The sequence below is a fragment of the Rhizorhabdus histidinilytica genome, assembly GCF_900167915.1.
Lineage (GTDB): Bacteria > Pseudomonadota > Alphaproteobacteria > Sphingomonadales > Sphingomonadaceae > Rhizorhabdus > Rhizorhabdus histidinilytica.
In genome coordinates this window covers 177677-203375 of sequence record NZ_FUYM01000008.1, presented here as the reverse complement: position 1 = coordinate 203375, position 25699 = coordinate 177677, and the positions used below count along the sequence as shown (strand labels likewise).

General features: G+C 66.7%; 20 protein-coding genes, 1 tRNA gene and 1 riboswitch. Of the genes, 17 read left to right on the top strand and 4 right to left on the bottom strand.

Annotated features, from left to right (window positions below):
- The first annotated feature begins 111 nt into the window (after window positions 1–111).
- The 8 genes from gatC (at window position 112) to clpX (ending at window position 11025) form a co-directional block, all read left to right on the top strand.
- A complete protein-coding gene (gatC, locus tag B5X82_RS17930) occupies window positions 112–399 on the top strand; it encodes an Asp-tRNA(Asn)/Glu-tRNA(Gln) amidotransferase subunit GatC (RefSeq protein ID WP_029995304.1) in 288 nt (95 codons plus the stop codon).
- The gene (gene gatA / locus B5X82_RS17925) at window positions 399–1886 is read left to right on the top strand and encodes an Asp-tRNA(Asn)/Glu-tRNA(Gln) amidotransferase subunit GatA (RefSeq protein ID WP_079649538.1); all 1488 of its coding nucleotides are present in this window, start codon (window positions 399–401) and stop codon (window positions 1884–1886) included. Before gatC ends, gatA begins: the two co-directional genes overlap by 1 nt.
- The gene (gene gatB / locus B5X82_RS17920) at window positions 1883–3367 is read left to right on the top strand and encodes an Asp-tRNA(Asn)/Glu-tRNA(Gln) amidotransferase subunit GatB (protein WP_079649537.1); all 1485 of its coding nucleotides are present in this window, start codon (window positions 1883–1885) and stop codon (window positions 3365–3367) included. Before gatA ends, gatB begins: the two co-directional genes overlap by 4 nt.
- 177 nt (window positions 3368–3544) lie before the next feature.
- Window positions 3545–6685 (top strand): hypothetical protein, encoded by a 3141-nt coding sequence (locus tag B5X82_RS17915; protein WP_079649536.1) that lies wholly within the window; start codon window positions 3545–3547, stop codon window positions 6683–6685.
- A gap of 68 nt (window positions 6686–6753) precedes the next feature.
- Window positions 6754–6838: transfer RNA gene (locus B5X82_RS17910), tRNA-Leu, on the top strand.
- 69 nt (window positions 6839–6907) lie between these two features.
- Complete coding sequence (tig, locus tag B5X82_RS17905; RefSeq protein ID WP_079649535.1) at window positions 6908–8563, top strand: trigger factor; 1656 nt, start codon at window positions 6908–6910, stop codon at window positions 8561–8563.
- A 249-nt stretch (window positions 8564–8812) separates the two neighbouring features.
- Entirely contained in the window at window positions 8813–9469 is a 657-nt protein-coding gene (locus tag B5X82_RS17900) for an ATP-dependent Clp protease proteolytic subunit (protein ID WP_079649534.1), read from the top strand.
- A gap of 284 nt (window positions 9470–9753) precedes the next feature.
- A complete protein-coding gene (gene clpX / locus B5X82_RS17895; RefSeq protein WP_047165695.1) occupies window positions 9754–11025 on the top strand; it encodes an ATP-dependent Clp protease ATP-binding subunit ClpX in 1272 nt (423 codons plus the stop codon).
- 171 nt (window positions 11026–11196) lie between these two features.
- Here clpX and B5X82_RS17890 read toward each other — a convergent pair whose 3' ends face one another.
- Complete coding sequence (locus B5X82_RS17890) at window positions 11197–12174, bottom strand: tetratricopeptide repeat protein (protein ID WP_079649533.1); 978 nt, start codon at window positions 12172–12174, stop codon at window positions 11197–11199.
- A 193-nt stretch (window positions 12175–12367) separates the two neighbouring features.
- Here B5X82_RS17890 and B5X82_RS17885 point away from each other — a divergent pair, with 193 nt between their 5' ends.
- The 5 genes from B5X82_RS17885 (at window position 12368) to B5X82_RS17865 (ending at window position 19677) form a co-directional block, all read left to right on the top strand.
- Window positions 12368–14821, top strand: coding sequence for a cyclic nucleotide-binding domain-containing protein (locus B5X82_RS17885; protein ID WP_079649532.1), 2454 nt, complete (start codon window positions 12368–12370; stop codon window positions 14819–14821).
- A complete protein-coding gene (locus tag B5X82_RS17880; RefSeq protein ID WP_079649531.1) occupies window positions 14821–15699 on the top strand; it encodes a hypothetical protein in 879 nt (292 codons plus the stop codon). The genes B5X82_RS17885 and B5X82_RS17880 overlap by 1 nt, the downstream gene beginning before the upstream one ends.
- A gap of 10 nt (window positions 15700–15709) precedes the next feature.
- The gene (locus tag B5X82_RS17875; RefSeq protein ID WP_079649530.1) at window positions 15710–17533 is read left to right on the top strand and encodes a cytochrome c3 family protein; all 1824 of its coding nucleotides are present in this window, start codon (window positions 15710–15712) and stop codon (window positions 17531–17533) included.
- A gap of 129 nt (window positions 17534–17662) precedes the next feature.
- Window positions 17663–18532 carry a metallophosphoesterase gene (locus tag B5X82_RS17870; protein WP_079649529.1) on the top strand — a complete coding sequence of 290 codons (870 nt, stop codon included), beginning with the start codon at window positions 17663–17665 and terminating at the stop codon, window positions 18530–18532.
- A 45-nt stretch (window positions 18533–18577) separates the two neighbouring features.
- Window positions 18578–18685, top strand: a riboswitch (SAM-I-IV-variant riboswitch).
- Between the two features lie 38 nt (window positions 18686–18723).
- Window positions 18724–19677, top strand: coding sequence for a homoserine O-succinyltransferase (locus B5X82_RS17865; protein ID WP_079649528.1), 954 nt, complete (start codon window positions 18724–18726; stop codon window positions 19675–19677).
- A 32-nt stretch (window positions 19678–19709) separates the two neighbouring features.
- Here B5X82_RS17865 and B5X82_RS17860 read toward each other — a convergent pair whose 3' ends face one another.
- The gene (locus tag B5X82_RS17860; RefSeq protein ID WP_079649527.1) at window positions 19710–20015 is read right to left on the bottom strand and encodes an alkylphosphonate utilization protein; all 306 of its coding nucleotides are present in this window, start codon (window positions 20013–20015) and stop codon (window positions 19710–19712) included.
- Window positions 20016–20178: 163 nt separating this feature from the next.
- Here B5X82_RS17860 and folE point away from each other — a divergent pair, with 163 nt between their 5' ends.
- The 3 genes from folE to B5X82_RS17845 all read left to right on the top strand — a co-directional run bounded on the left by folE (window position 20179) and on the right by B5X82_RS17845 (window position 22681).
- On the top strand, window positions 20179–20799 hold the full coding sequence (gene folE / locus B5X82_RS17855) for a GTP cyclohydrolase I FolE (protein WP_079649526.1): 621 nt from the start codon (window positions 20179–20181) through the stop codon (window positions 20797–20799).
- Window positions 20800–20822: 23 nt separating this feature from the next.
- Window positions 20823–21266: a hypothetical protein gene (locus B5X82_RS17850; protein ID WP_079649525.1), complete on the top strand. Its 444-nt coding sequence runs from the start codon at window positions 20823–20825 to the stop codon at window positions 21264–21266.
- Between the two features lie 134 nt (window positions 21267–21400).
- Entirely contained in the window at window positions 21401–22681 is a 1281-nt protein-coding gene (locus tag B5X82_RS17845) for an SAM-dependent methyltransferase (protein WP_079649524.1), read from the top strand.
- Window positions 22682–22929: 248 nt separating this feature from the next.
- Here the strand turns inward: B5X82_RS17845 and B5X82_RS17840 are convergent, their stop codons facing one another.
- The gene (locus B5X82_RS17840) at window positions 22930–23640 is read right to left on the bottom strand and encodes an SDR family NAD(P)-dependent oxidoreductase (protein ID WP_079649523.1); all 711 of its coding nucleotides are present in this window, start codon (window positions 23638–23640) and stop codon (window positions 22930–22932) included.
- A gap of 22 nt (window positions 23641–23662) precedes the next feature.
- Window positions 23663–25123, bottom strand: a complete 1461-nt coding sequence (gene purF / locus B5X82_RS17835) for an amidophosphoribosyltransferase (RefSeq protein ID WP_079649601.1) — start codon at window positions 25121–25123, stop codon at window positions 23663–23665.
- Between the two features lie 146 nt (window positions 25124–25269).
- On the opposite strand from purF, the gene hisI reads away from it, so the two are divergent.
- Entirely contained in the window at window positions 25270–25638 is a 369-nt protein-coding gene (gene hisI / locus B5X82_RS17830; protein WP_079649522.1) for a phosphoribosyl-AMP cyclohydrolase, read from the top strand.
- Window positions 25639–25699: the final 61 nt, after the last annotated feature.

Sequence of the window (25699 nt, the reverse complement as noted above, 5' to 3'; positions counted from 1 at the left end):
CTGGCTGATGACAGACATGGACCCCAGCCTTCGCTGGGGTGACGCTGAAAGGCTTCACATAAGCCCAACCCGCCCTTGCCGCCGCGTCGCCCCGATGGTAGCGGCGCGGCCATGTCAGTCGATGCCGCAACCGTCCGCAAGATCGCGAGCCTCGCGCGCATTGCCGTCACCGACGGCGATGTCGAGGCGATGGTCCCCGAACTCAACAACATCCTGGGCTGGATCGAGCAGCTCGGCGAGGTCGATACCGATGGTGTCGCGCCGCTCGCCGCCGTGATCCCGAACCACCAGCGCCTGCGCGAGGACGTCGTCACCGACGGCAATATCCGCGACAAGGTGCTGGCCAATGCGCCGCAGGCCGAGCACGGCTTCTTCGCGGTGCCGAAGGTGATCGAATAATGACGGCCATCACCGACCTGGGCATTGCGGGCCTCCGCGACGGCTTCCGCGCGGGCGACTTCTCGGCGCGGGAGATCGCCGATGCCTTCAACGGCGCCGTCGCCGGTGCCAAGGCACTCAACGCCTTCATCATCGAGACCCCCGATCATGCGATCGCGGCGGCCGAGGCGGCCGACCGCGCGCGCGCGGCGGGCGAGCTGCTGCCGCTGTCGGGCGTCCCGCTCGGCATCAAGGACCTGTTCTGTACCGCCGGCTACCAGACCACGGCGGCGAGCCGCATGCTGGGCGGCTTCACGCCGACCTATGAGTCGACTGTGACCGCCAAGCTGTTCGCGGCGGGCGCAGGCATGCTCGGCAAGCTCAACCTCGACCAGTTCGCGATGGGCTCCTCGAACGAGACCAGCGCCTTCGGCAATGTCGTCTCGCCCTGGCGCCGCAACGACGGCGGCAATGCTGCACTGGCGCCAGGCGGCTCGTCGGGCGGCTCCTCGTCGGCGATCGCGGCGCGGATCGTGCCGGCGGCGACGGGGACGGACACCGGCGGCTCGATCCGCCAGCCGGCGGCGTTCACCGGCATCGCCGGGATCAAGCCCACCTATGGCCGCTGTTCGCGTTTCGGCATCGTGGCGTTCGCCTCGTCGCTGGATCAGGCCGGCGCGATGGCGCAGGACGTCCGCGACAGTGCGATCCTGCTCGAGGCGATGTCGGGCTTCGACCCGAAGGACTCGACCTCGCTCGACGTTGCGGTGCCGCAGTGGGAAGCGAATTTATCGAGCGATCTCAAAGGCAAGAAGGTCGGTATTCCCAAGGAATATCGAGTCGACAACATGCCCCCGGAGATCGACGCGCTGTGGAAGCAGGGCATCGAGTGGCTGCGCGACGCGGGCGCCGAGATCGTGGACGTGTCGCTGCCGCATACCCGATATGCGCTGCCGACCTACTATATCATCGCCCCCGCCGAAGCCTCGTCGAACCTCGCCCGTTATGACGGCGTGCGCTACGGCCTGCGCGACCTGCCCGAGGGCGCCAACCTTCAGGAGATGTACGCCGCGACCCGCGCCGCCGGCTTCGGGCCCGAGGTCAAGCGCCGCATCCTGATCGGCACCTATGTGCTGTCGGCGGGCTTCTACGACGCCTATTACACCAAGGCGCAGAAGGTCCGCGCGCTGATCGCCCGCGACTTCGAGGAGGCGTTCCGGCAGGTCGACGTGCTGCTGACGCCGACCGCGCCGTCCGCCGCCTTCGCGCTAGGCGAGAAGAGCGCCGACCCGCTGGAGATGTACCTCAACGACGTTTTCACCGTCCCGGCCAGCCTCGCGGGCGTCCCCGCCATGTCGGTGCCCGCCGGCCTCGACGGGCAGGGCCTGCCGCTGGGCCTCCAGATCATCGGCCGCCCGCTCGACGAGCAGGGTGTCCTCAATGCCGGCCTCGCGATCGAGCAGCGTGCCGGCTTCACCGCCAAGCCGCAGAACTGGTGGGCGAAATGAGCAGCTATCGTATCCAGGGCGCCACCGGCGAATGGGAGGTCGTGATCGGCCTCGAAGTCCATGCGCAGGTTGTTTCCAACGCCAAGCTCTTCTCGGGCGCCTCGGCGGCGTTCGGGGCCCAGCCGAACCAGAGCGTGTCGCTGGTCGACGCGGCGATGCCGGGCATGCTGCCGGTGCCGAACGAGGAGTGCATCCGCCAGGCGGTCAAGACCGGAATGGCGCTGGGCGCGGAGATCAACCGCTGGTCGCGGTTCGACCGGAAGAACTACTTCTACGCCGATCTGCCGCAGGGCTATCAGATCTCGCAGCTCTACCACCCGCTGGTGGGCGAGGGCACGATCACGATCGACGCCGACGAGAAGGCCGGTATCGCCGAGGCTAGGACGATCGGCGTCGAGCGGCTCCATGTCGAGCAGGACGCGGGCAAGCTGATGCACGACCAGCATCCGACCCGCTCCTATGTAGACCTTAATCGATCGGGCGTCGCGCTGATGGAGATCGTTTCGAAGCCCGATATGCGTTCTCCTTCCGAAGCAGGAGCTTATCTCCGGAAGCTGCGATCGATCCTCCGCTATGTCGGCTCCTGCGATGGCAATATGGAGGAGGGCTCGATGCGCGCCGACGTCAACGTCTCGGTGCGCAAGCCCGGCGATCCGTTCGGCACCCGCACCGAGACCAAGAACGTCAATTCGATCCGTTTCGTGATGGCCGCGATCGAGAGCGAGGCGAACCGTCAGGTCGACGTAATCGAGGGCGGCGGCACGATCGTCCAGGAGACGCGGCTCTACGATCCGGACCGGAACGAGACGCGGTCGATGCGTTCCAAGGAGGACGCGCACGACTATCGCTACTTCCCCGATCCCGACCTGCTGCCGCTCGAGCTGAGTGAGGAATTCGTCGCGCAGTGCCGGGCCGAGCTGCCCGAGCTGCCGGATGCCAAGCGCGCCCGCTACGAAGGCGAGCTGGGGCTTCCCGCCTATAATGCCGCGGTGCTGACCTCCGATGTCGAAACGGCGCGCTGGTTCGAGGCGCTGCTCGACGCGACCGGCAAGCCCGGTGCCGAGGTGGCGCGCGCCGCATCCAACTGGCTGATCTCCGACCTGTTCGGCGCGCTCAACCGGCTCGGCAAGGCGATCGACGAGAGCCCGGTCAGCCCGAAGCAGGGCGCCGAGCTGCTCGCACTGGTCGCCGACGGCACGCTGTCGGGCACGCTCGCCAAGCAGGTGTTTGAGATCATGCTGGAGACCGGCGACGATCCTGCGAAGATCGTCGAGGAACGCGGCCTCAAGCAGACCAGCGACACCGGTGCGATCGAGGCGGTGATCGCCGAGGTGATGGCCGCCAACGCCGACAAGGTTGCCGAATATCGCGGCGGCAAGGACAAGCTGTTCGGCTTCTTCGTCGGCCAGACGATGAAGGCGATGGGCGGCAAGGCCAACCCCGGCGTCGTCAACGAACTGCTCAAGAAGGCGCTGGGCTGATCCTCCTGATCGTCAGGCCAGCCCCTCGACTGGCTGCAAGACAGGCGCTCGGGATAAACTTCAGCCAGAGGCTGAAGGCTGGCATCCATGTCTGTTGCCTTCTCGGATGCCATCTGGCTGATGAGAGACATGGCCCCCTGCCTTCGCAGGGGTGACGCCAACGAGGGGGAGCGGGCCATGATCTACGGCGATCCCGGCAGCATCGTTCCGCTCAACCTGCCGGCGGGCGATGGCGATTACCGTTTCTCGATCCCGCCGGGCCTGACGCTCGCGCGGCGGGTGGAGACGGTCGAGTATCAGCCGGCCGGCGCGGTCTGGCGCTTCCCGTCGGGAGCAAGCGTCGCGATGAGCGAGGGCGACGGGCTGGCCGGCCGGATCAGCCTCGCCGTCACCGGGCCCGGCAAGCCGACCGCGAAGGGCATGCTGCTCGACAGGAGCAGCTACCTCCAGTCCCAGGCGCTCGGCATCGATTTCGGCACCAGCGCCGATCCGCTGCGCACCCAGGCGCCCCGGCGGCTGCGCTGCTCGTTCCGGGGGATCGTGCCGCCGCGTGCGGACGGGGCGCTGCTCTTCTACCTTACCGGCTGGACGGTCGGCACGATCGCGCTGATGACCCGCTATGGCAGCAACCGGCTCGAATGCGTGATCGGCCGGGGCGACCGCACCCAGGCCGGGTTCGTCAGCACGGTCGACCGCACCCCCGGCGTGGAGCAACTGCTGGAGGTCGAATGGCGCGACGATCCGGCCGGGGCAGGGGGCTCGCTCGCCTTCCTGATCGACGGCAAGCCGGCGGGCGGGCCGTTGCGGACGCCGTTCAAGCCCCGGATCACGGCTGAGATGGGCTTCTCGGTCAACGCCGCGCTCGGCAATCTGCGCCAGGCGATCGACGGCCTGCTCGTCCGCGAGGTCGCGATCGGCTTCGACCGGCCGGTGGTGAAGGAGACCTATCCGCCGATCGCGGACGCCGTGGTCGCGGGCGCGGACCTGCCCCGCCTCGTCGTCGATGCGCGCGAGGTAACGGTGTCGCAGCCGGCGCGGACGCTGGCCTGGCGCGGCCCGGACGGATCGGTCGGTACGCTCGACGTCGCCATCGGCCCGCTCGACGCGCCGCCGGGCCAGCCGTGGAAGGCGGTGCTGGTCGACTGGTCGAGCGGGGTGGGCGTACCGCACCCGAACGAACTGGTGATGACCCGGCCGGCGGTGCAGAATTGCCGTTTCGAGGATGCCTGGCTGGGCGCCGCGCAGCCCGCCTGGATCGAATGCCTGCCGCGCGGGCCGGTGCCGGTGATCGACGGCATCGCCTATCGCTGCGAGGCGATCCGCGCGGGCGACTATGTCCAGTTCCAGTTCGGCTATGACTGGGACGCGAGCGTGATGCCGGACAACCCGTTCGGCGATCCGAGCGGCCGGAACGCTTATATGGTCCCGCACAAATGGCTCATCTACGACCGCGAGGATCGGCTGCTCGCGACCGTCGAGCGGCCCGACGGCGGCCCGCTCAACGGCGCCGACGTCCCGGCCCATTTCCAGGGCCCTTTCGACGGGCGCGGCTGCGCGGTCACAAGCCGCGAGCATCGCTGGTATCCGCACGGAACGGTCCGCTCAGGGATCATCTGGCGCAATCGCGACCCCGGCAGCCACGATCAGGCCGGCATCCGCCGCGCGGTGCCGCTGTTCGACCTTAGCGTGCCGTTCGGTTGCCATCTCGACTATTCGGTCAACGGCTACGACCTGCGCGTTTTCGGCGGCGGCGCGGGCAATGAGGGGCAGGCCAACGGCTTCGGCAATGTCCGCGTCATGCCGTGGAAGCAAAGCGACTATCGAACGATGGTCGACCGGGCGGGGCGCACCCGCGATCCCTATGGCGCGCTGCTCTATTCGGCCAATGCGATGGCGGCCAATGCGGCGCTGTGGCTCGAATATACGCCGTTCAACGTCCAGGGACGGTCGCCGATCACCGGATCGGGCGGCATGCGCGACGACCGGCAGATCATCCCCGAACCGGTCGTCTGGCACATGAACCTGCCCGACGGCGCGCGGCCGCACGACGGCACGCCCTGGCGCGCGATCGCGCTCGATTATCTGACCGGCTATGTCTCCGATCCGGTCCACGCCTTCGAGAAGGGGCGCAACCGGCCGGTCTTCAAGGGCGCGCCGCACCGGCCGGTCGCGGCGCGCAACCATTATTACGGCCCCGGCAACATGGCGCTGCCACCGGCGCAGGCCTGGTACCAGCAGGGCGGGCGGGTCTATGCCTGGGTGCGCGGCACCAATCCGCTGCGGGTCGCGGTGCCCTATGCCGGCGATGCGCCGGAGCGGCCCTATTTCGGCACCTTCCAGATCGACAAGCTCCACGGGCACCAGTTTCCGGGCTGGGGCAGCCTGCTGTTCCGCACGCCCGAATTCGCCTTTCTGGGCCATCGCTTCTGGGACCAGAACCGGCTCTATTCGAACGACATCATCGGCGACGCCGCGCTCGACCTCTGGGCCGCGCGCGACGGAGCCTGGGCCTTCCTCCACGCGGCGCTCGCCTGGAAGACGGCGAGCGCGACGTCGCAGCGGCTCTACAGCCGGCGCGAGGTGCTCGACTTCGCCGTCTTCGACTTCGAGCTGTTCCACGACCGGCACTATGCCGCGACGCCCGGCTTCCTGGACCCGCCCGACAACCTGATGCCAGACGGCCGGCTCGACCTCACCCGCGCCGTCTATGCGGCCGCGCGCCATTTCGGGGTGGTCGCCAAGGGCGGGCAGGGGGTTTATCAGCACGAATTCAGCATCGGCTATTGGCTGAGCGCGCTCGCCACCGGAGAAAAGCTCGGTTTCAATGCGGCCCTGCGCTCCGCATCGGCCAAGGCGGGAGCGGTGCTCGACTGGCTGATCGCGATGCATCGCAAGCGGATCGTCGGCCGGATCGTCGAGGGCGCGAACCTGCCGCCGCTCGACCATGTTCCCTATATGCAGGGCATCTGGGCGCCCGATCATATTGCCGCGGCCGGCGGCGAGGTCGCTCGCCTGCCGCACGGCTATGCCGAGCTCGAACGATGGTGGGGACAAGCGCCGGGCTGGGATCGGTTCGACGACCATGGCCGTTCGGTGAGCCGTGACGGCCAGGCGATGGACCAGCTCATTGCCGGGCCTTCGCTGCTCCGCTACCTGCTCGGCCAGTCCGGCGAGGATCTCGTCGCCGCGCAGGCGATCGCCAATCGCTGGCGCGAGCAGAAGAAGGGCGAGGAGCTGGCAAAGGGCGAGCGCGCCGGGGAGGGCTGGTTCGTCTATCTCCAGGCATCGAACAATCCGGCGCGGCCGGTCCAGAGCTAGGTCGAAACGCGCGGGTTGTACTGGCCCGCCATGTTGCTATAGAGCGCGCCGACCGGCGGTCCTTATTTGCGGGCGTGGCGGAACTGGTAGACGCGCTGGATTTAGGTTCCAGTATCGCAAGATGTGGGGGTTCGAGTCCCTTCGCCCGCACCAGCTTCGCCATCCAGCAGCGCGAAGCGGGACCGACACAGATTTTCTCGAGATAGAGGTTGGATGCGACCCATGCAGACTGTCGAAACGCTCAATGAGGGCCTCAAGCGCGCCTACACGGTGACGATCCCCGCCAATGACGTCGCCCAGCGCGTCGAGGCCGAGATCAAGTCGATCGCGCCGCAGGTCCGCATGCCCGGCTTCCGCCCCGGCAAGGTGCCCGCCAACCTGATCAAGAAGATGCACGGTCCGGCGATCGAGCAGGACGTGCTCAACAAGACCGTGCAGGACGGCGTCCAGCAGCTCCTCGCCGAGCAGAAGCTGCGCCCGGCGATGCAGCCCTCGGTCGAGCTGGTCGGCGGCGACTATGAGCCCGGCAAGGACGTTGCGCTCAAGGTCGAACTCGAAGTGCTCCCCGACGTGCCGCCGCCCGCGATCGACGGCCTCAAGCTGGAGCGCCTGACGGTCGAGGCCCCGACCGACGAGATCGACGCGCAGATCAAGCGCATCGCCGATCAGCAGAAGCGCTATGACGATGCCAAGGACGGCCATCCGGCCGTCGAGGGCGACCTCGTCGTGCTCGATTTCGCCGGCAGCGTCGACGGCGTCGCCTTCGAGGGCGGCACCGGCACCGGCATGTCGGTCGAGCTCGGCTCGGGCCGCCTGATCCCCGGCTTCGAGGATCAGCTTGAAGGCATCAAGAAGGGCGAATCGCGCACCCTCAACGTCACCTTCCCCAAGGATTATGGCGAGAAGTCGCTGGCCGGTAAGGCCGCTGTCTTCGAGGTCACCGCCACCGACGTCCGCGTACCGGGCGAGACCAAGGTCGACGATGAATTCGCGCAGTCGCTGGGCCTGCAGGGCCTCGACCAGCTCCGCGAGCTGATCAAGGGCCAGGTCGAGCAGGAGCTGAACGGTCTGACCCGCACCCATATGAAGCGCAAGCTGCTCGACCAGCTCGCCGCCGGCCATGACTTCCCGGTCCCGCCGTCGATGGTCGAGGCCGAGTTCGGCCAGATCTGGGCGCAGCTCGAGCATGAGGCGAGCCACGAGGAGGACCCCGAGGCCGCCCGCGCCGAGATGGAGAAGGACCGCGACGATTATCGCGCGATCGCCGAGCGCCGCGTCCGCCTCGGCCTGCTGCTGTCCGAGATTGGCCAGCAGAACGGCGTCGAGGTGACCGCGCAGGAGATGCAGCGCCTCGTCCAGCAGGCAGCGATGCAGTATCAGCCCGCCGACCGCGACCGCTTCGTCCAGTACCTCCAGCAGGATCCGATGGCCGCCGCGCAGCTCCGCGCGCCGCTCTATGAGGACAAGGTCGTCGACTTCCTGTTCGAGAAGGCGGAGATCAGCGACCGCACCGTGACCCGCGACGAGCTGGAAGCCGCGATCGAGGCCGACGACGACACGATCGGCAAGGGCCATGTCCATGGTCCGGGCTGCGGCCATGACCACCATGATCACGACCACGACCATGATCATGCCGCCCCGGCCAAGAAGCCGGCGGCGAAGAAGGCCGCCGCGAAGCCGGCCGCCGAGGAGGCTCCCGCCGCCGAGGAGAAGCCTGCTGCCAAGAAGAAGGCCGCGGTGAAGACCGAGGAGGCCGCCGAGGCTGCTCCGGCGCCGAAGAAGGCTCCGGCCAAGAAGGCTGCCGCCGCCAAGGCCGAGGACGCCCCGGCCGCCGCGCCTAAGAAGGCTCCGGCCAAGAAGAAGGCCGCTGCCGAGTAATCGGGCGATCTTCGATCCATTCGGAAGGGCCGTCGGAGCGATCCGGCGGCCCTTCGGTTTCCGCCGCTCTCCTTCGTCATGCCGGCGGAGGCCGGCATCTCAGGCGGCTCCTGCCTCTACCGCATCTCCCCGTCCCCACGTCATGCCGGCCTCCGCCTGACAGGGAATGCCAGCGCACACCCTCTTGAAACCCCCGCGGCAAAGGCCGATGTAGGCTGGGCAAGGCAAAGCAAAGGACCAGACCTTCCCATGCAGAATCCCTTCGAAACCGGTGAGTTCCTGAACCCGGAAACCGGCGCCCTGGTCCCCGTCGTGATCGAGCAGTCGAACCGCGGCGAGCGCAGCTTCGACATTTATTCGCGCCTCCTGCGCGAGCGGATCATCTTCGTGACCGGCCAGGTCGAGGACCATATGGCGTCGCTCATCACCGCCCAGTTGCTGTTCCTCGAATCGGAGAATCCGAAGAAGGACATCTTCATGTACATCAACTCGCCGGGCGGCGTGGTGACGGCCGGCCTCGCGATCCACGATACGATGCAGTACATCCGCCCGCGCGTCGGTACGGTCTGTATCGGCCAGGCGGCCTCGATGGGCAGCTTCCTGCTCGCGGCCGGCGAACCGGGCATGCGCGTAGCGCTCACCAACAGCCGGATCATGGTCCATCAGCCGTCGGGCGGCGCCCAGGGCATGGCGGCTGATATCGAGATACAGGCACGCGAGATCCTGCGCATGCGTCATCGGCTCAACGCGCTCTATGCGAAGTACACCAAGCAGCCGATAGAGGCGATCGAGGCGGCGATGGACCGCGACAAGTTCCTCGAGGCCGACGAGGCCAAGGCTTTCGGCCTGATCGACGAGGTGTTCGACAAGCGTCCGACCCCCGCCGACGAGGCGATCGCCGCCTGATCGGCCGGCATCGGATCATGCGCATGACCGGGACGCGCTCTTCCCCGACGGGGAGGGGCGCGTCCTGCGCGTCGCGGCCCGCCGAGTCGTTCAGGTTTCCGCAGCATGGGCGCACGGCCGCCGATCCGGCCATGGCGCGTGGATGCGGTCAGGTTGCACCCGGAAAACGGCTTCCCATATCCGTGGGAACCACCTCCTTCTTCATCGCTTCTCAAGATGGTTGTGAGAAGGGGGAGGACATGTTTAGGATGCGTTCGATCCCTAGTGGAGTCAGGATCTAGTTTATGACGAAGTTGACCGGCGGCGACTCGAAGAGCACGCTTTACTGCTCCTTCTGCGGCAAGTCGCAGCACGAGGTCCGCAAGCTGATCGCTGGCCCGACCGTGTTCATCTGCGACGAGTGCGTCGAGCTCTGCAACGATATCATCCGTGAGGAGACGAAGGGCGCGCTCGTCAGCAAGAAGGACGGCGGGGTCCCGACCCCCCACGAAATCTGCGAGCATCTCGACCAATATGTGATCGGCCAGGCGAAGGCCAAGCGCGTCCTTTCGGTCGCGGTGCACAACCATTACAAGCGGCTCAACCACGGTGCCAAGGGTGCCGACGTCGAGCTGGCGAAGTCCAACATCCTGCTTGTCGGCCCGACCGGATCGGGCAAGACGCTGCTCGCCCAGACGATGGCGCGGCTGCTCGACGTGCCGTTCACCATGGCCGACGCCACCACGCTGACCGAGGCAGGCTATGTCGGCGAGGATGTCGAGAACATCATCCTCAAGCTGCTCCAGGCCTCCGACTATAATGTCGAGCGGGCGCAGCGCGGCATCGTCTACATCGACGAGATCGACAAGATCAGCCGCAAGGCCGACAATCCCTCGATCACCCGCGACGTATCGGGCGAGGGCGTCCAGCAGGCGCTGCTCAAGCTGATGGAGGGCACCACCGCGAGCGTGCCCCCGCAGGGCGGCCGCAAGCATCCGCAGCAGGAGTTTCTGCAGGTCGACACGACCAACATCCTGTTCATCTGCGGCGGCGCCTTCGCAGGCTTGGAGAAGATCATCGGCGATCGTCTCCAGGGCAAGTCGATCGGCTTCGGCGCCTATGTCGCCGCGCCCGAGGAACGCCGCACCGGCGAAACCCTTCAGCAGTGCGAGCCGGAGGATCTGCTCAAGTTCGGCCTGATCCCCGAATTCGTTGGCCGCCTGCCGGTGATCGCGACGCTGATGGACCTCGACGAGGCCGCACTGGTCGAGATCCTGACCGCGCCGAAGAACGCGCTGGTCAAGCAGTATCAGAAGCTGTTCGACATGGAGGGCGTCAAGCTCGGCTTCACCGACGATGCGCTGGTCGCGATCGCCCGCAAGGCGATCACCCGCAAGACCGGCGCACGCGGCCTGCGGTCGATCCTCGAAGGGCTGCTGCTCGACACGATGTTCGACCTGCCGTCCATGGACGGCGTAGACGAGATCATGGTCGACAAGGACGTGGTCGAGGGCCGCAAGGACCCGGTCCGCGTCTTCACCAAGAAGAACAAGGAAAAGGCCGGCGACGCCGCCTGATCCGATAGGATATCCCGAATGAAGAAGGGCCGCCGGAGCGATCCGGCGGCCCTTTTGTCTTGACGTCATCCCGGCTGAGGCCGGAGTCTCAGGAGGTGAGCGGGCAAACCTCTCCCGAAATCCCGGCCTCCGCCGGGCTGACGGAAGAAGGATAGGGCGGCAGGGGGATGCTCAGCGCTCCACGCCCAGCGTCTTCGCGGCCTCGTCGAAGCGGGCGATCTGGCCCGCATCGTCCTTGAACACCGCCTTCGCCCTGGCGAGCGCTTCCCTGGCGCCGGTGGGATCGTTGAGCATCATCCGCGAGCGCATCAGCATGATCCAGCGATCGGCGTCGCGCGGGTTCTGTTCCAGCCGGGCGGCGAGACGGGCAACCATCGAACGCGCGAGCTCGTCCTGCTGCGACGGCGTCATGGCGGTCGCAGCCTTCAGGTCGGCGGCGCTCGGGCCGGGGATGCCGGCGGTCGCGACGCTGTCGCCGCCGGTCGTCGGCGCGGCCGAGGCCGCCTGCTGGGGCGCGGAAGGCGGCGGCACGCGGCCGGCCACGTCGATCTTGTGCTCGGCAGAGACCTTGGCGATCAGGTCGCGGACCGGGCCTTCCCAGGGCGCGCCGGCGGGGCTGTCCTTCAGAATGGCGATCCAGTCGTCGATCGCGCCCTTGTGATCGCCGTCCTGATCCTTCTTCACCGCCAGGAAATAACGGGCGCGATGATCGGTCGGGTCGATCGACAGCGCCTTGCGGAACGAGGCCTCCGCCGCCGGGGTGACCCCGCCGGGGCCCGAGAGGAGCTGGACTTCGCCGAGCGCCGACCACATCTCCGCGTTGGACGGATCGAGCTTGGTCGCCTTGGCATAGGCCTGGGTGGCGTCGGCATAGCGGCCGAGATTGTAATAGGACCAGCCGAGCGTCGCCCAGCCCTTGAAGTCGTCCGGATTGTCTTGGAGCCGCTTTTCGAGCCCGGCGACCATCGATCCGACATCTCCGACCGGGCCGGCACCCTCGCCGCCGGACGCGGCTGTTTCCTCGATTCCCGACCGCGACCGCGTGACCGCCAGGACGACCGCCGCCAGGGCGATCAGCGCGGCGAGGATCAGCGCGATCCGCGCGAAGGGCAGCGAGAGACCTTTGTTCGCGGTGGTGTCCTTCGTCACATTTCTCTCCGCAATTGAGCGTAGTGGCCTTTGATAACCAAATGTAACGAAAGTCTAGCGGAACGCGTCGAAGCTGATAGAGTAGGGACGGGGCAGACACTAAATTCACGCGTCGTCGCAGGGGCATGCGCGAAATTTGGGGTCTAATGACGGCCGCTTGCTCGGCGGCGGTGAAACGGGGCAGGGGGAATCAGTGGCGGATACCTACCGTATTGCCATCGTTGGCTCGGGGCCGGCGGGGATGAGCGCTGCGGCTCACGCGGCCAAGCTCGGCATTTCGCACGTCCTGCTCGAAAAGACCGACCATCTTTCCGATACGATCTTCAAATATCAGAAGGGCAAGCACGTCATGGCGACGCCGAGCCAGCTCGTGCTGCGCTCGGACGTCGATTTCGATGCGGGGAAGCGCGAGAAGATCCTCGGCATCTGGGACGAGCAGACCGCCGCCCACAAGGTGAACGTTCGCTTCAACAGCGAGGTGAAGGCGATCACGGGGCAGAAGGGCGCCTTCGTCCTTACCCTGACCGACAAGACCGAGATCCGGGCCGAGACGATCATCCTGGCGATCGGTACGCAGGGCAACCCGAACCTGCTGCGCGCGCCGGGCATCGAGACCAGCGGCATCCACGTCCAGTATCAGCTCGACGATCCCGGCGAATATGTCGACGAGCATATCACCGTGGTCGGCTCGGGCGACGCCGGCATCGAGAATGCGCTGGGCCTGGCGCAGGACGTCGCGCAGGGGAACATCGTCACCATCCTCAACCGCGGCGCCGATTTCAGCCGTGCCAAGGGCGCCAACGTCAAGCTGCTGATGCAGGCGCGCGACGAGGGGCGGATCAACGTGATGACCGACACCTCGCCGAATCGGCTCGAGGCAGGGCATCTGGTCCTCGATACCCGCGACGGTGAAGCGCGCATCCGCTGCGACCGCGTGATCGCGCGCATGGGCTCGGCCGCGCCGCGCAAGTTCATCGAGGAATGCGGGATCGAATTCACCAGCCCGGACCGCGAGGCCTTCCCGACGCTGTCGCCGCAGTTCGAGACCACCAACGCGGGCATCTACGTGATCGGCGCTCTGGCCGGCTATCCGCTGATCAAGCATTGCATGAACCAGGGCTATGACGTCGTCGAGTTCATCAACGGCAACACCGCCCTGAAGCCGGCCGACGAGCCGATCCTCGAAGGCAAGTTCGTCAACCTGCCGGTGAAGAAGTCAGTCGACGAGTGGCTGGAGTTCATCCGCACCAACGTCCAGATCCTCAACGATCTGTCGCCGCTGCAGATGCGCGAGTTCATGCTCGACTCCGAGGTCCGCTACTACGGCAAGAACGACATCATCTTCGAGAAGAATGCGCCGGGATCGTCGCTGTTCTGCATCGCCCAGGGGTCGGTGGATATTCCGCTGCCCGATGGGCGGTCGACAGGGATCGTCATCCCCGAAGGTTCGATCTTCGGCGAGGTTGGCCTCGTTTCGGGCCGCCGCCGCGGCTCGACGATCCGCTCGATAGCCGAAACGATCGTGGTCGAGATTCCCCGCAACGCGATCCTCAAGCTGATGGCGTCGGTGCCGGGCGTGAAGCGCGCCGTCACCCGCATCTCGACCGAACGCCAGCTCCTTCAGATGTGGCAGTCGGGCCTTCAGCCCGCCGACCTCGCCGAGGTACTGGAAACCGCCGAGATCAAGGGCGTCCGCGCCGGCGAGGCGATCTTCCGCGAGGGCGAGGAAGGCAATGACGTCTATGTGATCCGTTCGGGGTCGGTGGTCGTCGAGAAGTCGATCGGCGGCAAGCCGGTGTTCCTCTCCTATGTCCCCGCCGGCAATTATGTCGGCGAGCTCGAGCTGTTCGACAACGGCATCCGCAAGCAGACCGTCCGCGCCGCGGTCAAGTCGGAAGTGATCAAGCTCGGCGGCGAGGCGTTTCGACGGCTGCTCGAGGCCAAGCCCGAATTTTTTGCCAGGGCGAAGGTGGCGATCGGCGAGCGCGAGGACCTCGCCTCGTTCATCGAGGCGAAGAAGGACAGCTTCGCCACCGTCGTCGACATGTACAGTTCGGTCGCCAATTTCCTCGTCGACAACGGTGTCGGCGAGGCGACCGACGTGCTGCTGATCGACGAGAATCTCTGCGTCGGTTGCGACAATTGCGAGAAGGCCTGCGCCGACAGCCATGAAGGCATTTCACGGCTCGACCGCGAGGCGGGCCGCACCTTCGCGCATCTCCACGTGCCGACGAGCTGCCGGCATTGCGAGCATCCGCACTGCATGGCCGACTGCCCGCCGACCGCGATCCACCGCGGCCAGGACGGCGAGGTCTACATCGATGACACCTGCATCGGCTGTGGCAACTGCCAGCGGAACTGCCCCTATGGCGTGATCCGCATGGAGAAGGAGCCGCCGCGGAAGCCTTCCCTGTGGAAATGGTTCCTGTTCGGGCAGGGACCGGGACCGGGGGAGCCCAGCCATGACTGGGCTTATGCCAATGCGACGCCCGGTGTCGAAAAGGCGAAACGCGCGGTCAAGTGCGACATGTGCTCGGGTATCGAGGGCGGCCCGAGCTGCGTCCGCGCCTGTCCGACGGGGGCGGCGATCCGCGTCGCGCCCGAGGAATTCCTGACGGTCGCCCGGCTGCAACGGGACGACGCCTGATGGCCAGCAAATCGCTACGGCAGGCGACCACGGGTCGCGAGCGCGCCTCCGAGCATGAGGGGTTCCTGCGCTACCAGAGCTATAAATGGCTCAAGATCGCGCTGGGGATCAGCGCGGTGGCGCTGCTGATCTACGCCTTCAACGACGTCCAGCCGAAGCCCAATGGCGGGAGCATCTACGGCTATACCACCGGTACGATCGGTGTCCTCCTGATCCTGTGGCTGACGATGCTCGGCGTCCGCAAGCGCGCGATCACGCCGGGGCGCTGGTCGCTGAAGAGCTGGACCTCGGCCCATGTCTATCTGGGCCTGTCGCTGATCGTCATCGCGACGCTGCACACCGGCTTCGACTTCGGGTGGAATGTCCATACGCTCGCCTATGCGCTGATGATGATCGTCATCGCCTCGGGCGTGTTCGGTATCGCCACCTACGCGATGCTGCCCCAGGCGCTGTCGGCCAACCGGGGCGAGACGACCCAGGTCCAGATGCTCGACAATCTGCGGATGATCGACCGCCAGCTCAACGAGGCGGCGCAGCCGCTCGACGCCGAGGGGGCGGCGATCGTCCGGATGGCGCTCGACGACGATCCGTTCGGCGGCGGCCTGATCGCACGGCTGACCGGCCACTACCGCAAGTGCGGGACGCGCGCGGCGCTGGCCGCGGTGCGCGCGCATCCGGGGCGCAAGGAGGCCGCGGCCGATCCCTACGACCATGTCGAGGTGCTGCTGGAACGCAAGCGATCGTCGCTGTCGCGCATCCGCAAGCATCTGCGGCTGAAGGCGCTGCTGGAGGTATGGCTCTATCTCCATATCCCGCTGACCTTCGCGCTGATCGCGGCGCTGTTCGTCCACATCGTCTCCGTCTTCTATTATTGGTGAGAACGCGCAGATGAGCTTCATCGTTCGCACGGTAGCGCGCACCGCCGACGGGCGGGACATCGTTCGCCCCAAGAGCTTCGACAAGGCCGAGCTGAGCATCGGCCGCAGCCCGTCGAGCGACATCCACCTGCCCGACCTGGCGGTGGCGCTGAACCATGCGGTGATCCGCACCGCCGCGGGCGGCGCCGTCGAGATCGTCGCGACCGCCGGCATGCCCTTCCTCGTCGACGGCAAGTCGACCGAGCATGAGCGCTTCTCTGCTTCGCCGGGCGCCAATATCCGCATCGGCAGCCACTCGCTTTCGGTCGAGCCGGGCGAGGGCGACGAGAAGGGCGCAGTCGTCATCACCGTCGAGCGCGTCGGCGCCATCTCCAACGCGTCCGAGGAGAAGGAAGAGGCGCGGGTCTTCTCGCTGGCCTCGGTGCTGCCGAGCCGGCGCATCATGGCCTGGGCCGGGGTGCTGCTGGTGCTCGCGATCTTCCTTGCCTGGCCGCTGGTGTCGATCCACACCCAGCCGACCGACAATAGCCGCAAGGTCGCGTTCCATGCCGATGAGCTGTGGACGTCGGGCAAGCTGTCGCAGGTCCATCGCAGCCTCGAGAATAATTGCCAGGCCTGCCATGTGAAGGCCGGCGAATCGGTGCGCGACACGGCCTGCGTCGCCTGTCACACCAAGGTCCACGACCATGCCGACAAGGCCAAGCTGCTCGAGGCCAAGGGCTCGCCCGGCATCGTCGACGGCACCAAGCAGTTCGTCGGCGGTATATTCGGCATCCAGCCCGGCCGCTGCGTCGAGTGCCATACCGAGCATCAGGGCCAGACGGCGATGCCGGTGACCGACGAGCGTTTCTGCACCAATTGCCATGAGGACATGAGCAAGCGGATCGATACCGCGCTCAAGGACGCCGCCGATTTCGGCGAGCATCATCCGCAGTTCGAGCCGACGATCCGCTTTGCCGGGCCGAACGGCGTGCCGTCCTTCCGCCGCGTCTCGCTCGATGCGAACCCGAAGGAGGACAACGGCCTGAAATTCCCGCACGATCTTCACCTGTCGACCACCAACGGCGTGGCTCAGATGGCGAAGACGCTGGGCAAGGCCGAAGGCTATGGCGCGCCGCTCGACTGCGCCAACTGCCACACCCGTGACGCGACCGGATCGAGCTTCGTCGCGGTGAAGATGGAGCCGGCCTGCGGCGCCTGCCATTCGCTCGCCTTCGATCAGGTCGGCGGCACGATCCGCACCCTGCGGCATGGCGATCCGGCTCAGGTCGTCGCCGACATCCGTGCCTTCTATCGCGCCGGTGCCCCGCGCAATCCCGCGCTGCAAGGCATGGATCGCCGCCGTCCGGGCGACTTCGCCAGCGCCGCGCAGCGCGCCAGCTTCGCACAGACGAGCGCGATGCACATCGGCAATGCCGACCAGGCGATCCGCGCGGTCTTCTCGAAGGGCGGGGCCTGTTTCGATTGCCATACCGTGCGTGCGACCGGAAATCCGACGACGCCTTTCGCGGTCACCCCGGTTGCACTCAGCCGACGCTACATGATGAAGGGCTGGTTCGACCATGCCGCCCACGACACCGAGAGCTGCGCGAGCTGCCATGCGGTGAAGGGCTCCAAGCTGGCGTCGGACGTGAACCTGCCGAAGCTGGCCAAATGTCAGGAATGTCATGGCGGCCAGGACGCGCACAAGGAAGTGCCGTCGGCCTGCGCGATGTGCCACGATTATCACCGGAACGACTTCGCTCCGCTGATGGTCCGCGACAACCGCGCTCGCGGCAAGGCGGTCGAACATATCCGGGAGAAGGCGCTGAAGCAGGCAGGTACCGGTATTTAAGCCCCGGTTTACCGCTTTTTACGATCCGTTGTGTAGGAAATCACAGCAGTCGGTGCCAGCAGGTGGTCTGATGATGGACCGTTGGGGGGCCGGGGGTGTTCTTACCGGCGGAGCGCAAGGGACCAAGTCATGCTGATCGCGCAACTGACCGACCTGCATATCGGCTTCGATCTCGAGAATCCCGACGAGCTCAACTTTCATCGGGTCGCGGCGGCGATCGACTATGTGAAGGGCCTGTCGGTCGTACCCGACCGGCTGTTCCTGACCGGCGACCTCACCGACCATGGCGACGTGGCAAGCTACGAACGGCTCAAGGGCCTGGTCGACGGCTGCGGTTTTCCGGTCCACCTGTGCGTCGGCAACCATGACGACCGCGCCGCGATGAAGCAGGTCTTTCCCGACCTGCCGGTCGAGGACGGCTTCGTCCAATATGTGATCGACGAGCCCGAGGTGCGGATCATCGTCCTCGACACGCTCGACCCCGGCCATCATGGCGGTGCTTTCGGCCATCGCCGCGCGGGCTGGCTCAAGGCACGCCTTGCGGAGGTGCCGGGCAAGCCGGTGCTGATCGTTCTCCATCATCCGCCGATCGAGACCGGTATCCCCTGGATGACCGCGCACCAGACCGAACCCTGGGTGGTGATGCTCGACAAGGCGATCGGCGACCGGCCCGACGTGACGATGATCTCGGGCCACATCCACCGCTCGATCACCACCCGCTGGCATGGTCGTATGCTGGCGGTAGCGCCGTCGACCGCGCCGCAGGTCGCGCTGGAGATGGCGCCGATCGACCCCCAGCGTCCCGACGAGCGGCCGATGATCGTCGCCGAACAGCCCGGCGTCGCGCTCCACCTGTGGACCGGCGAGGGCTTCGTCACCCACCATGCCCAGGTCGGCGCGCCCGACGTGCTTGCGCGCTATGACCGCCGGCTCCAGCCGCTGGTCCAGGCGCTGGCCGAGGAGCATGACACGGTCCGGCCGGGCGCCGCCGCCGCCTGAACGCGGGCCGGGGATTGCCAAGCGGCATTCCCGCGCCTAGGGAGAATACAGCATCAAGAGTTGGGCCGGCGCCCAACGCCAACCTGCCGATCCGGGCAAGGTGGCGCTCCCGCCAGGGAGGATGTGGCCGATCCGGCAACCAAGCGGACCAAGCCCATCGCGTCGACCCGTCCGACAAGGAACGACGTGACGTGCCGATCAAGATTCCCGACGACCTTCCTGCCCGGCCCATCCTCGAACAGGAGGGCGTCGTCGTGATGCGCCGTACCGATGCCGTGCGGCAGGATATCAGGCCGCTGCGGATCGGCCTGCTCAACCTGATGCCGAACAAGATCAGCACCGAAACGCAGATCGCCCGGCTGCTCGGCGCGACGCCGTTGCAGGTCGAACTCACGCTGGTGCGGATGACCGACCATGTCGCGCGCCATACCTCCGCCGACCATATGGCGGCCTTCTACCGCCCCTGGGCCGAAGTGCACGACGAACGGTTCGACGGCTTCGTCATCACCGGCGCCCCGGTCGAGCATCTGCCGTTCGAGGAGGTCGGCTATTGGCCGGAGCTGTGCCGTGTGCTCGACTGGACCCAGACCCATGTCCACAGCAGCTTCACCATCTGCTGGGCGGCGCAGGCGGCGCTCTATCATTTCCACGGCGTGCCCAAGCATCTGCTGCCCGGCAAGGCGTTCGGTCTGTTCCGTCATCGCAACTTGGCGCCGGCGTCGCCCTATTTGCGCGGCTTCTCCGACGATCCTTGTATCCCGGTCTCGCGCTGGGCCGAGGTCCGGCAGTCGGACATCCCGGACGACAGCGGCCTTAAGACGCTGCTCGACAGTGCCGAGACAGGGCCGTGCCTGCTCGACGATCCGGCGCACCGGTCGCTCCACATGTTCAACCATATCGAATATGACACGCGGACCCTTGCCGACGAATTTCTCCGCGACGGGAAGGGACCGCTGCCGGTGGGCTATTTCCCCGGCGACGATCCGGCCCGGCCGCCCGAGAATCGCTGGCGCGGCCATGCCCATCTGCTGTTCGGCAACTGGATCAACGAGATCTACCGGACGACTCCGTTCGACATCGCCGCGATCGGCGGCGGCCGGCCCGCCGCGAACGATTCGGGGCCGGCCGAGGCTGTCGCGGGGTGAAGGCTTCGATCGTCACCTCGGTGAAAGAAGGCTCACCTCTTCCGGACGAACTCCGCGCGCAGCACCAAGCCCTTTATGCCTTCGAAACGGCAATCGATCTCCTGTTCGTCGCCGGTCAGGCGGATCGACTTGATCACGGTGCCACGCTTGAGGGTTTGGCTGGTGCCCTTGACCTTCAGGTCCTTGATCAGCGTCACGCTGTCGCCATCGGCGAGGAGGTTGCCGACCGAGTCGCGGACCTCGACCGCGTGGGTCGCGGCGCCCGCGGCGGCCCCGGCTTCGGCGGCGCTGATCCATTCGCCGGTGGATTCATCATAGATATAATCGTCGTCGCCCATCAGCCCGTCCTCGGTTGCAGCAAGCCCGCTCGCTACAGGGTTCGGCCGCCTTTATCCAGCATGCGCAGGGAGCCGGAAATCAGCCGCAAGAGGCCGCGCCGACGTTTACATTCCAACGCGGCATGCGTTAGGCGGACGCGAAACAGGAAGGACGGGATGCGGAATGTCGATACTCGGTGACGATGACGAAGCGCTGCACGGGACGCCCAAGGGGAAGATCGTGGTGCCGGAAGACGTTCAGGAGGCGATCCGTACCCTGATCCGCTGGTCGGGCGACAATCCCGATCGGGAAGGCCTGCTCGACACGCCGTCGCGCGTCGGCCGCGCCTGGAAGGAATATTGCCAGGGTTATGACGAGGACCCCTCGGTCCATCTCAGCCGGACCTTCGAGGAGGTCGGCGGCTATGACGAGATCGTCCTGCTGCGCGACATCCCGTTCCAGTCGCATTGCGAGCATCATATGGCGCCGATCATCGGCCATGCGCACATCGCCTATCTGCCGCACAGCCGCGTGGTCGGCATATCCAAGCTCGCACGGGTGCTGCACGGCTTCGCCCGCCGGCTGCAGATCCAGGAGCGGCTGACCGCCGAAATCGCCGATTGCATCTGGACGAACCTGGAGCCGCTGGGCGTTGCCGTGGTCATCCACGCGACCCATGCCTGCATGACGGCGCGCGGCGTCCGCACCCCCGGTGTCGGGATGACGACCAGCCGCATGATGGGCGTCTTCCGCGACGACGATCGAAGCCGTAAGGAAGTACTGAGCCTGATGGGGCTCGGCTGAGAGAGCAGGGGAAGGGTGGTCCGATGATGCGTGGCACGATGTTGGTCGCTTTGTTCCTTGCCGCGCCGGCCGCCGCGATGGCCGCGCCGACCCCGGCCAAGCCGGCACCCGCCGCTGCCGCTGCCGCTGCCGCGGCCGGCGGCCTGTCGCCCGAAGGGCGCGCGATCGCCGCACGGGTGCTGTCGCCCGATCCGCGCCTGAAGGAAATCCAGGCCGAGATCATGACGATCCGTCAGCAGAAGGCGCAGATCATCGCCGGGACCACGGTCGACGTCGAAACGCTCGAGCCGCTGCTGCGGCGCGAGGAGGCGTTGATGAGCGAGTTGCGGACCCGGCAGAACGATCGGCTGCTGGCGCTGCTCCGCGCCTTGCCCGATGCCGATCGCATCGCGGTTCTCCACCGCGCCGCCTATCCGCCGCGACTGGACGGAGCGAAGGGCGCGGCACCGGCGACGCCCGACCGCTGATCGCAGCACCGCAGGCCGTCCGGCGCCGCCAGGAATTTGTCGACGCCCCTGCAACAATGCTTCTTCCGCTGCCGTAAGCCTCCATATAAGCGGCATTATATCGGCCGGTTGGGGAACAGGACGGACAAGACCAGATGAACGCGCAGCCGCCCGTGCGGGGACAGCACCTCCTTCTTGCCGATCGTCGTTTCGCTACGGGATCGAGCTGGATCGCGCGATTGCTCGCGCCGGGCTTCCAGCGGCTACTCGATCGGATCGATCTGGGCCTTGAGGAAGGGGCGATCGAGGCGACGCTGCCCGACGGCAGCTTCCGGGTGCTGGGCGGGCGTGGGCCAGGGCCTGTCGCTATCGTTGAGCTGCGCAACTGGAACCCGCTGATCAGGCTCGTCACCGCCGGTTCTGTTGGTTGGTATCGCAGCTGGGCCGAGGGTGAATGGACCAGCCCCGATCCGGTCCCGATCTTCGACCTGTTCATGCGCAATCGCCATCCGCTCGGCGAGCTCGGCCGCGCGCAGGGGCCGCTGCGCTTCTTCAACCTGATCTGGCACGCCTTCCGCCGGAACAGCCGCACCAACGCCCGGCGCAACATCGCCTTCCATTATGACCTCGGCAACGACTTCTACGAGCTATGGCTCGACCGGACGATGAGCTATTCGTCGGCTTTGTTCGCTGAACCGATCGACGCCGCCGAGCCGCTCGAACGGGCGCAGCATCGCAAGATCACCGCGTTGCTCGACCGGCTCGACCTCAAGCCCGGCGCGAAGCTGCTCGAGATCGGCTGCGGATGGGGTGGGCTCGCCGAGGTCGCCGCCGCCGATTATGGCGCCGACGTCACCGGCATCACCCTGTCGGTCGAGCAGAAGGCCTATGCCGATGCGCGGCTCGCAGCCGCCGGACTGTCCGGGCGCGCCCGCTTCGAGATTCGCGACTATCGCGACGTTCCCGAGCAATATGATGCGGTCGCCAGCGTCGAGATGGTCGAGGCGGTCGGCGAGAAATATTGGCCGACCTATATGGAGGCGATCGCCCGCGCGCTGAAGCCGGGCGGCCGCGCGGCGATCCAGTATATCGAGATCGACGACGACATCTTCGAGAGCTATCGGACCGACGCCGACTTCATCCAGACCTATATCTTCCCCGGCGGCATGCTGATCTCCGAGAGCCGCTTCCGCGCGGCGGCTGAGAGGGCCGGGCTGCGCTGGGAGGCATCGAGCCGCCATCGCTTCGGGCTGCATTATTCGGAGACGCTGCGGCGCTGGCGCGAGAATTTCGACCGCGCGATCGCGGAGGGACGGCTCCCTGCCGGTTTCGACGAGGCCTTCGTCAAGCTCTGGCGCTTCTACCTGATGTATTGCGAGGGCGGCTTTGCCGGCGGCGGCATCGACGTGGCGCAGGTGACGCTGGTGAAGGCCTAGAGCGTCGTGCGTTTAATTTGGCGCACCACGTCCGCTCATCCTGAGTAGGGACTGAGCCTTGGCGAAGGCCCGTATCGAAGGATATTCGAGCCTTGAACACCCCTTCGAGACGGCATTTCGACTGCGCTCAATGCTTCCTCAGGGTGAGCGGGTCAGATAAACCGCGCGATGGTCGAAGCCGAGCCGGCGTCATCCTGGACTCGTTCAGGATCCAACCGTCATCCTCCGCGGGATGATGGCAGCGAACCTCAGCCCTCGATCGTCGTCCGCAGGCCGGTCTCGAAGCCCTGCTCTATCAGCTTGGCGAGTGCTGCGCCGACGACGGCCGGGCTCTTGAGCGTCGCCTGATCCTCGCCTGGATAGGCCTTCTGCCGCATCGCGGTCGCGGTGGCGCCTGGATTGACCACGGCGACCCGGATCGCGCTGATCTTGCCCACTTCCTCGGCATAGGCGAGCAGCAGCGTCTCGAGCGCGGCCTTGGACGCGCCATAGGCGCCCCAATAAGCGCGCGGCGCCTGGGCGACGGTGCTGGTCAGCCCGATCACCCGGCCCGCCGTGCTCGCCCGCAGCAGCGGATCGAAGGCGGCGATCAGCTGCTGCTGCGCCATGATGTTGAGCGTCAGCAGCCGGGCGAATTCCTTGGCGTCGATCGCCGGCACCGGCGCCAGCGTGCCGAGCATCGCCGCGTTGAGGACGAGGATGTCCAGTGCCTGCCAGCGCCCGCCAATCGCCTCGGCCAGTCGGGCGATGCTGTCGTTCTCGGCCAGGTCGAGCGGGGCGATAGTGGCGCTGCCGCCGGCCGCGTGGATCCGCTCCTCGACCTCCTCCAGCCCGCCGGCCGTGCGCGCGGTCAGGATGACGTGCGCGCCGGCGGCGCCCAGCGCCTCGGCGGTCGCGGCGCCGATGCCGCGCGATGCGCCGGTGACGAGCGCGAGCTTGCCGGAAAATGGCTTGTCCATGGTTCGGTCCCGGTGGAGAGGATCAGGCGACGACGCGCTCGCCGTGCAGGGCGAGCTGGTCGGTCGGGGTCAGTTCCTCATGGTCGGTGAGGTGGGTCGGATAGTCGCCGGTGAAGCAGGCGTCACAGAAGGTCGGCGCGCGATCGACCCGGCCTTCGTCACCGAGCGCCTTGTACAGGCCGTCGATCGACAGGAAGGCGAGGCTGTCCGCGCCAATATAGGCGGCCATCTCGGCGACGTTCATCTGCGCGGCGAGCAGCTTGGCGCGTTCGGGCGTGTCGACGCCGTAGAAGCAGCTGTGCCGGGTCGGCGGGCTGGCGATGCGAAGGTGCACCTCGCGCGCGCCGGCGTCGCGGAGCATCTGGAGGATCTTCACGCTGGTGGTGCCGCGAACGATCGAGTCGTCGATCAGCACGAGCCGCTGACCGTCGATCAGCGCGCGGTTGGCGTTGTGCTTGAGCTTGACGCCCAGGTGGCGGACCTGGTCGCCGGGCTGGATGAAGGTGCGGCCGACATAGTGCGAACGGATGATGCCGAGCTCGAACGGAATGCCCGATTGCTGGGCATAGCCGATCGCGGCGGGCGTGCCCGAGTCGGGGACGGGAATCACCAGATCGGCCTCGACCCCATTCTCGATCGCGAGCTGGGCGCCGATCCGCTTGCGCACCGAATAGACCGACGAGCCATCGACGATCGAATCGGGGCGCGAGAAATAGACATGCTCGAAGATGCAGGGCCGCGCGCGAACCTCGGCGAACGGCCGGATCGAGCGGAGTCCGCCTTCCGACACGATTACCAGCTCGCCCGGCTCGACCTGGCGGATGAAGGTGGCGCCGACCACGTCGAGCGCGACCGTCTCCGACGCGAAGATATAGGCGTCGCCGACCCGGCCGAGCACCAGCGGACGGATGCCGAGCGGATCGCGGCAGGCGATCATGCCCTCCGGCGTCATGCAGATCAGCGAATAGGCGCCCTCGACCTGCTTGAGCGCGTCGATGAAGCGATCGAGCAGCGTCCGGTATTTCGACATGGCGACGAGATGGATGATCGTCTCGGTGTCGCTGGTCGACTGGAAGATCGATCCGCCCCGGACCAGTTCCCGACGGAGCTTCATCGCGTTCGAGATATTGCCGTTGTGCGCGATAGCGAAGCCACCCGACGACAGCTCGGCGAACAGCGGCTGCACGTTGCGCAGCGCAGTCTCGCCCGTTGTCGAGTAGCGGACATGACCGCAGGCGACCGTGCCCGGCAGGCCGCGGATCACCTCGTCCTTATCGAAATTGCCGGCGACATGGCCCATCGCCCTGTGGGTGTGGAAGGCATGGCCATCCCAGCTCGTGATCCCGGCCGCCTCCTGGCCCCGATGCTGCAGCGCGTGCAGGCCCAGGGCTACCATGGCGGCGGCGGTTTCAGCGCCCCAAATCCCGAAAACGCCGCACTCTTCGCGCAGCTTGTCGTCATCAAACGGATGCGTGGTGAGCATCGCGAATCCCATCGCGGTGGTCGATATGGGCCGCATATAGTGACGGTGTCGGCGTTTGTCGCCCCACTGTCACAATAAATCTGTGGGCGGACGGTTTTTCGCCTCGGTCTTGCCTGCGGCGCGGCTTTGGCGCATCGCTCCCGCCCATGGATCAGGATCGTGAACAGGGCAGCGCGCTGAACCCGCGCTACGACGCCGCCGGCCTCGTCACCGCGGTGGTGACCGACCATCGTTCGGGCGAGGTGCTGATGCTCGCGCATATGAACGCCGAGGCGCTGGCCGCGACCCTGGATAGCGGGGAGGCGACCTTCTTCTCGCGCTCGCGCGGGCGGTTGTGGAAGAAGGGAGAGAGCAGCGGCAACGTCATGCGGGTCGTCGAGGCGCGGATCGATTGTGACCAGGACGCAGTCTGGCTGCGCTGCGAACCGGCGGGGCCCGCGTGCCATACTGGCGAACGGAGCTGCTTCTATCGCCGCATCGATCGTGACGGTACCCGCCTGGTGCGCACCGCCTAGACTAAGGTCTAATTCTTAGACTAAAGTGGTAAGCATCTGAAATTGCTCAATTGATGTGCCG

Excerpts from the sequence above, each read along its gene's own strand:
- gatA (WP_079649538.1), top strand. The coding sequence starts at position 399 with ATGACGGCCATCACCGACCTGGGCATTGCGGGCCTCCGCGACGGCTTC.
- B5X82_RS17860 (WP_079649527.1), bottom strand. The coding sequence starts at position 20,015 with ATGGGCGACGACGATTATATCTATGATGAATCCACCGGCGAATGGATC.
- B5X82_RS17915 (WP_079649536.1), top strand. The coding sequence starts at position 3,545 with ATGATCTACGGCGATCCCGGCAGCATCGTTCCGCTCAACCTGCCGGCG.
- gatB (WP_079649537.1), top strand. The coding sequence starts at position 1,883 with ATGAGCAGCTATCGTATCCAGGGCGCCACCGGCGAATGGGAGGTCGTG.
- clpX (WP_047165695.1), top strand. The coding sequence starts at position 9,754 with ATGACGAAGTTGACCGGCGGCGACTCGAAGAGCACGCTTTACTGCTCC.
- gatC (WP_029995304.1), top strand. The coding sequence starts at position 112 with ATGTCAGTCGATGCCGCAACCGTCCGCAAGATCGCGAGCCTCGCGCGC.
- tig (WP_079649535.1), top strand. The coding sequence starts at position 6,908 with ATGCAGACTGTCGAAACGCTCAATGAGGGCCTCAAGCGCGCCTACACG.
- B5X82_RS17875 (WP_079649530.1), top strand. The coding sequence starts at position 15,710 with ATGAGCTTCATCGTTCGCACGGTAGCGCGCACCGCCGACGGGCGGGAC.
- folE (WP_079649526.1), top strand. The coding sequence starts at position 20,179 with ATGTCGATACTCGGTGACGATGACGAAGCGCTGCACGGGACGCCCAAG.
- hisI (WP_079649522.1), top strand. The coding sequence starts at position 25,270 with ATGGATCAGGATCGTGAACAGGGCAGCGCGCTGAACCCGCGCTACGAC.
- B5X82_RS17900 (WP_079649534.1), top strand. The coding sequence starts at position 8,813 with ATGCAGAATCCCTTCGAAACCGGTGAGTTCCTGAACCCGGAAACCGGC.
- B5X82_RS17850 (WP_079649525.1), top strand. The coding sequence starts at position 20,823 with ATGATGCGTGGCACGATGTTGGTCGCTTTGTTCCTTGCCGCGCCGGCC.
- B5X82_RS17845 (WP_079649524.1), top strand. The coding sequence starts at position 21,401 with ATGAACGCGCAGCCGCCCGTGCGGGGACAGCACCTCCTTCTTGCCGAT.
- purF (WP_079649601.1), bottom strand. The coding sequence starts at position 25,123 with ATGCTCACCACGCATCCGTTTGATGACGACAAGCTGCGCGAAGAGTGC.
- B5X82_RS17880 (WP_079649531.1), top strand. The coding sequence starts at position 14,821 with ATGGCCAGCAAATCGCTACGGCAGGCGACCACGGGTCGCGAGCGCGCC.
- B5X82_RS17840 (WP_079649523.1), bottom strand. The coding sequence starts at position 23,640 with ATGGACAAGCCATTTTCCGGCAAGCTCGCGCTCGTCACCGGCGCATCG.
- B5X82_RS17870 (WP_079649529.1), top strand. The coding sequence starts at position 17,663 with ATGCTGATCGCGCAACTGACCGACCTGCATATCGGCTTCGATCTCGAG.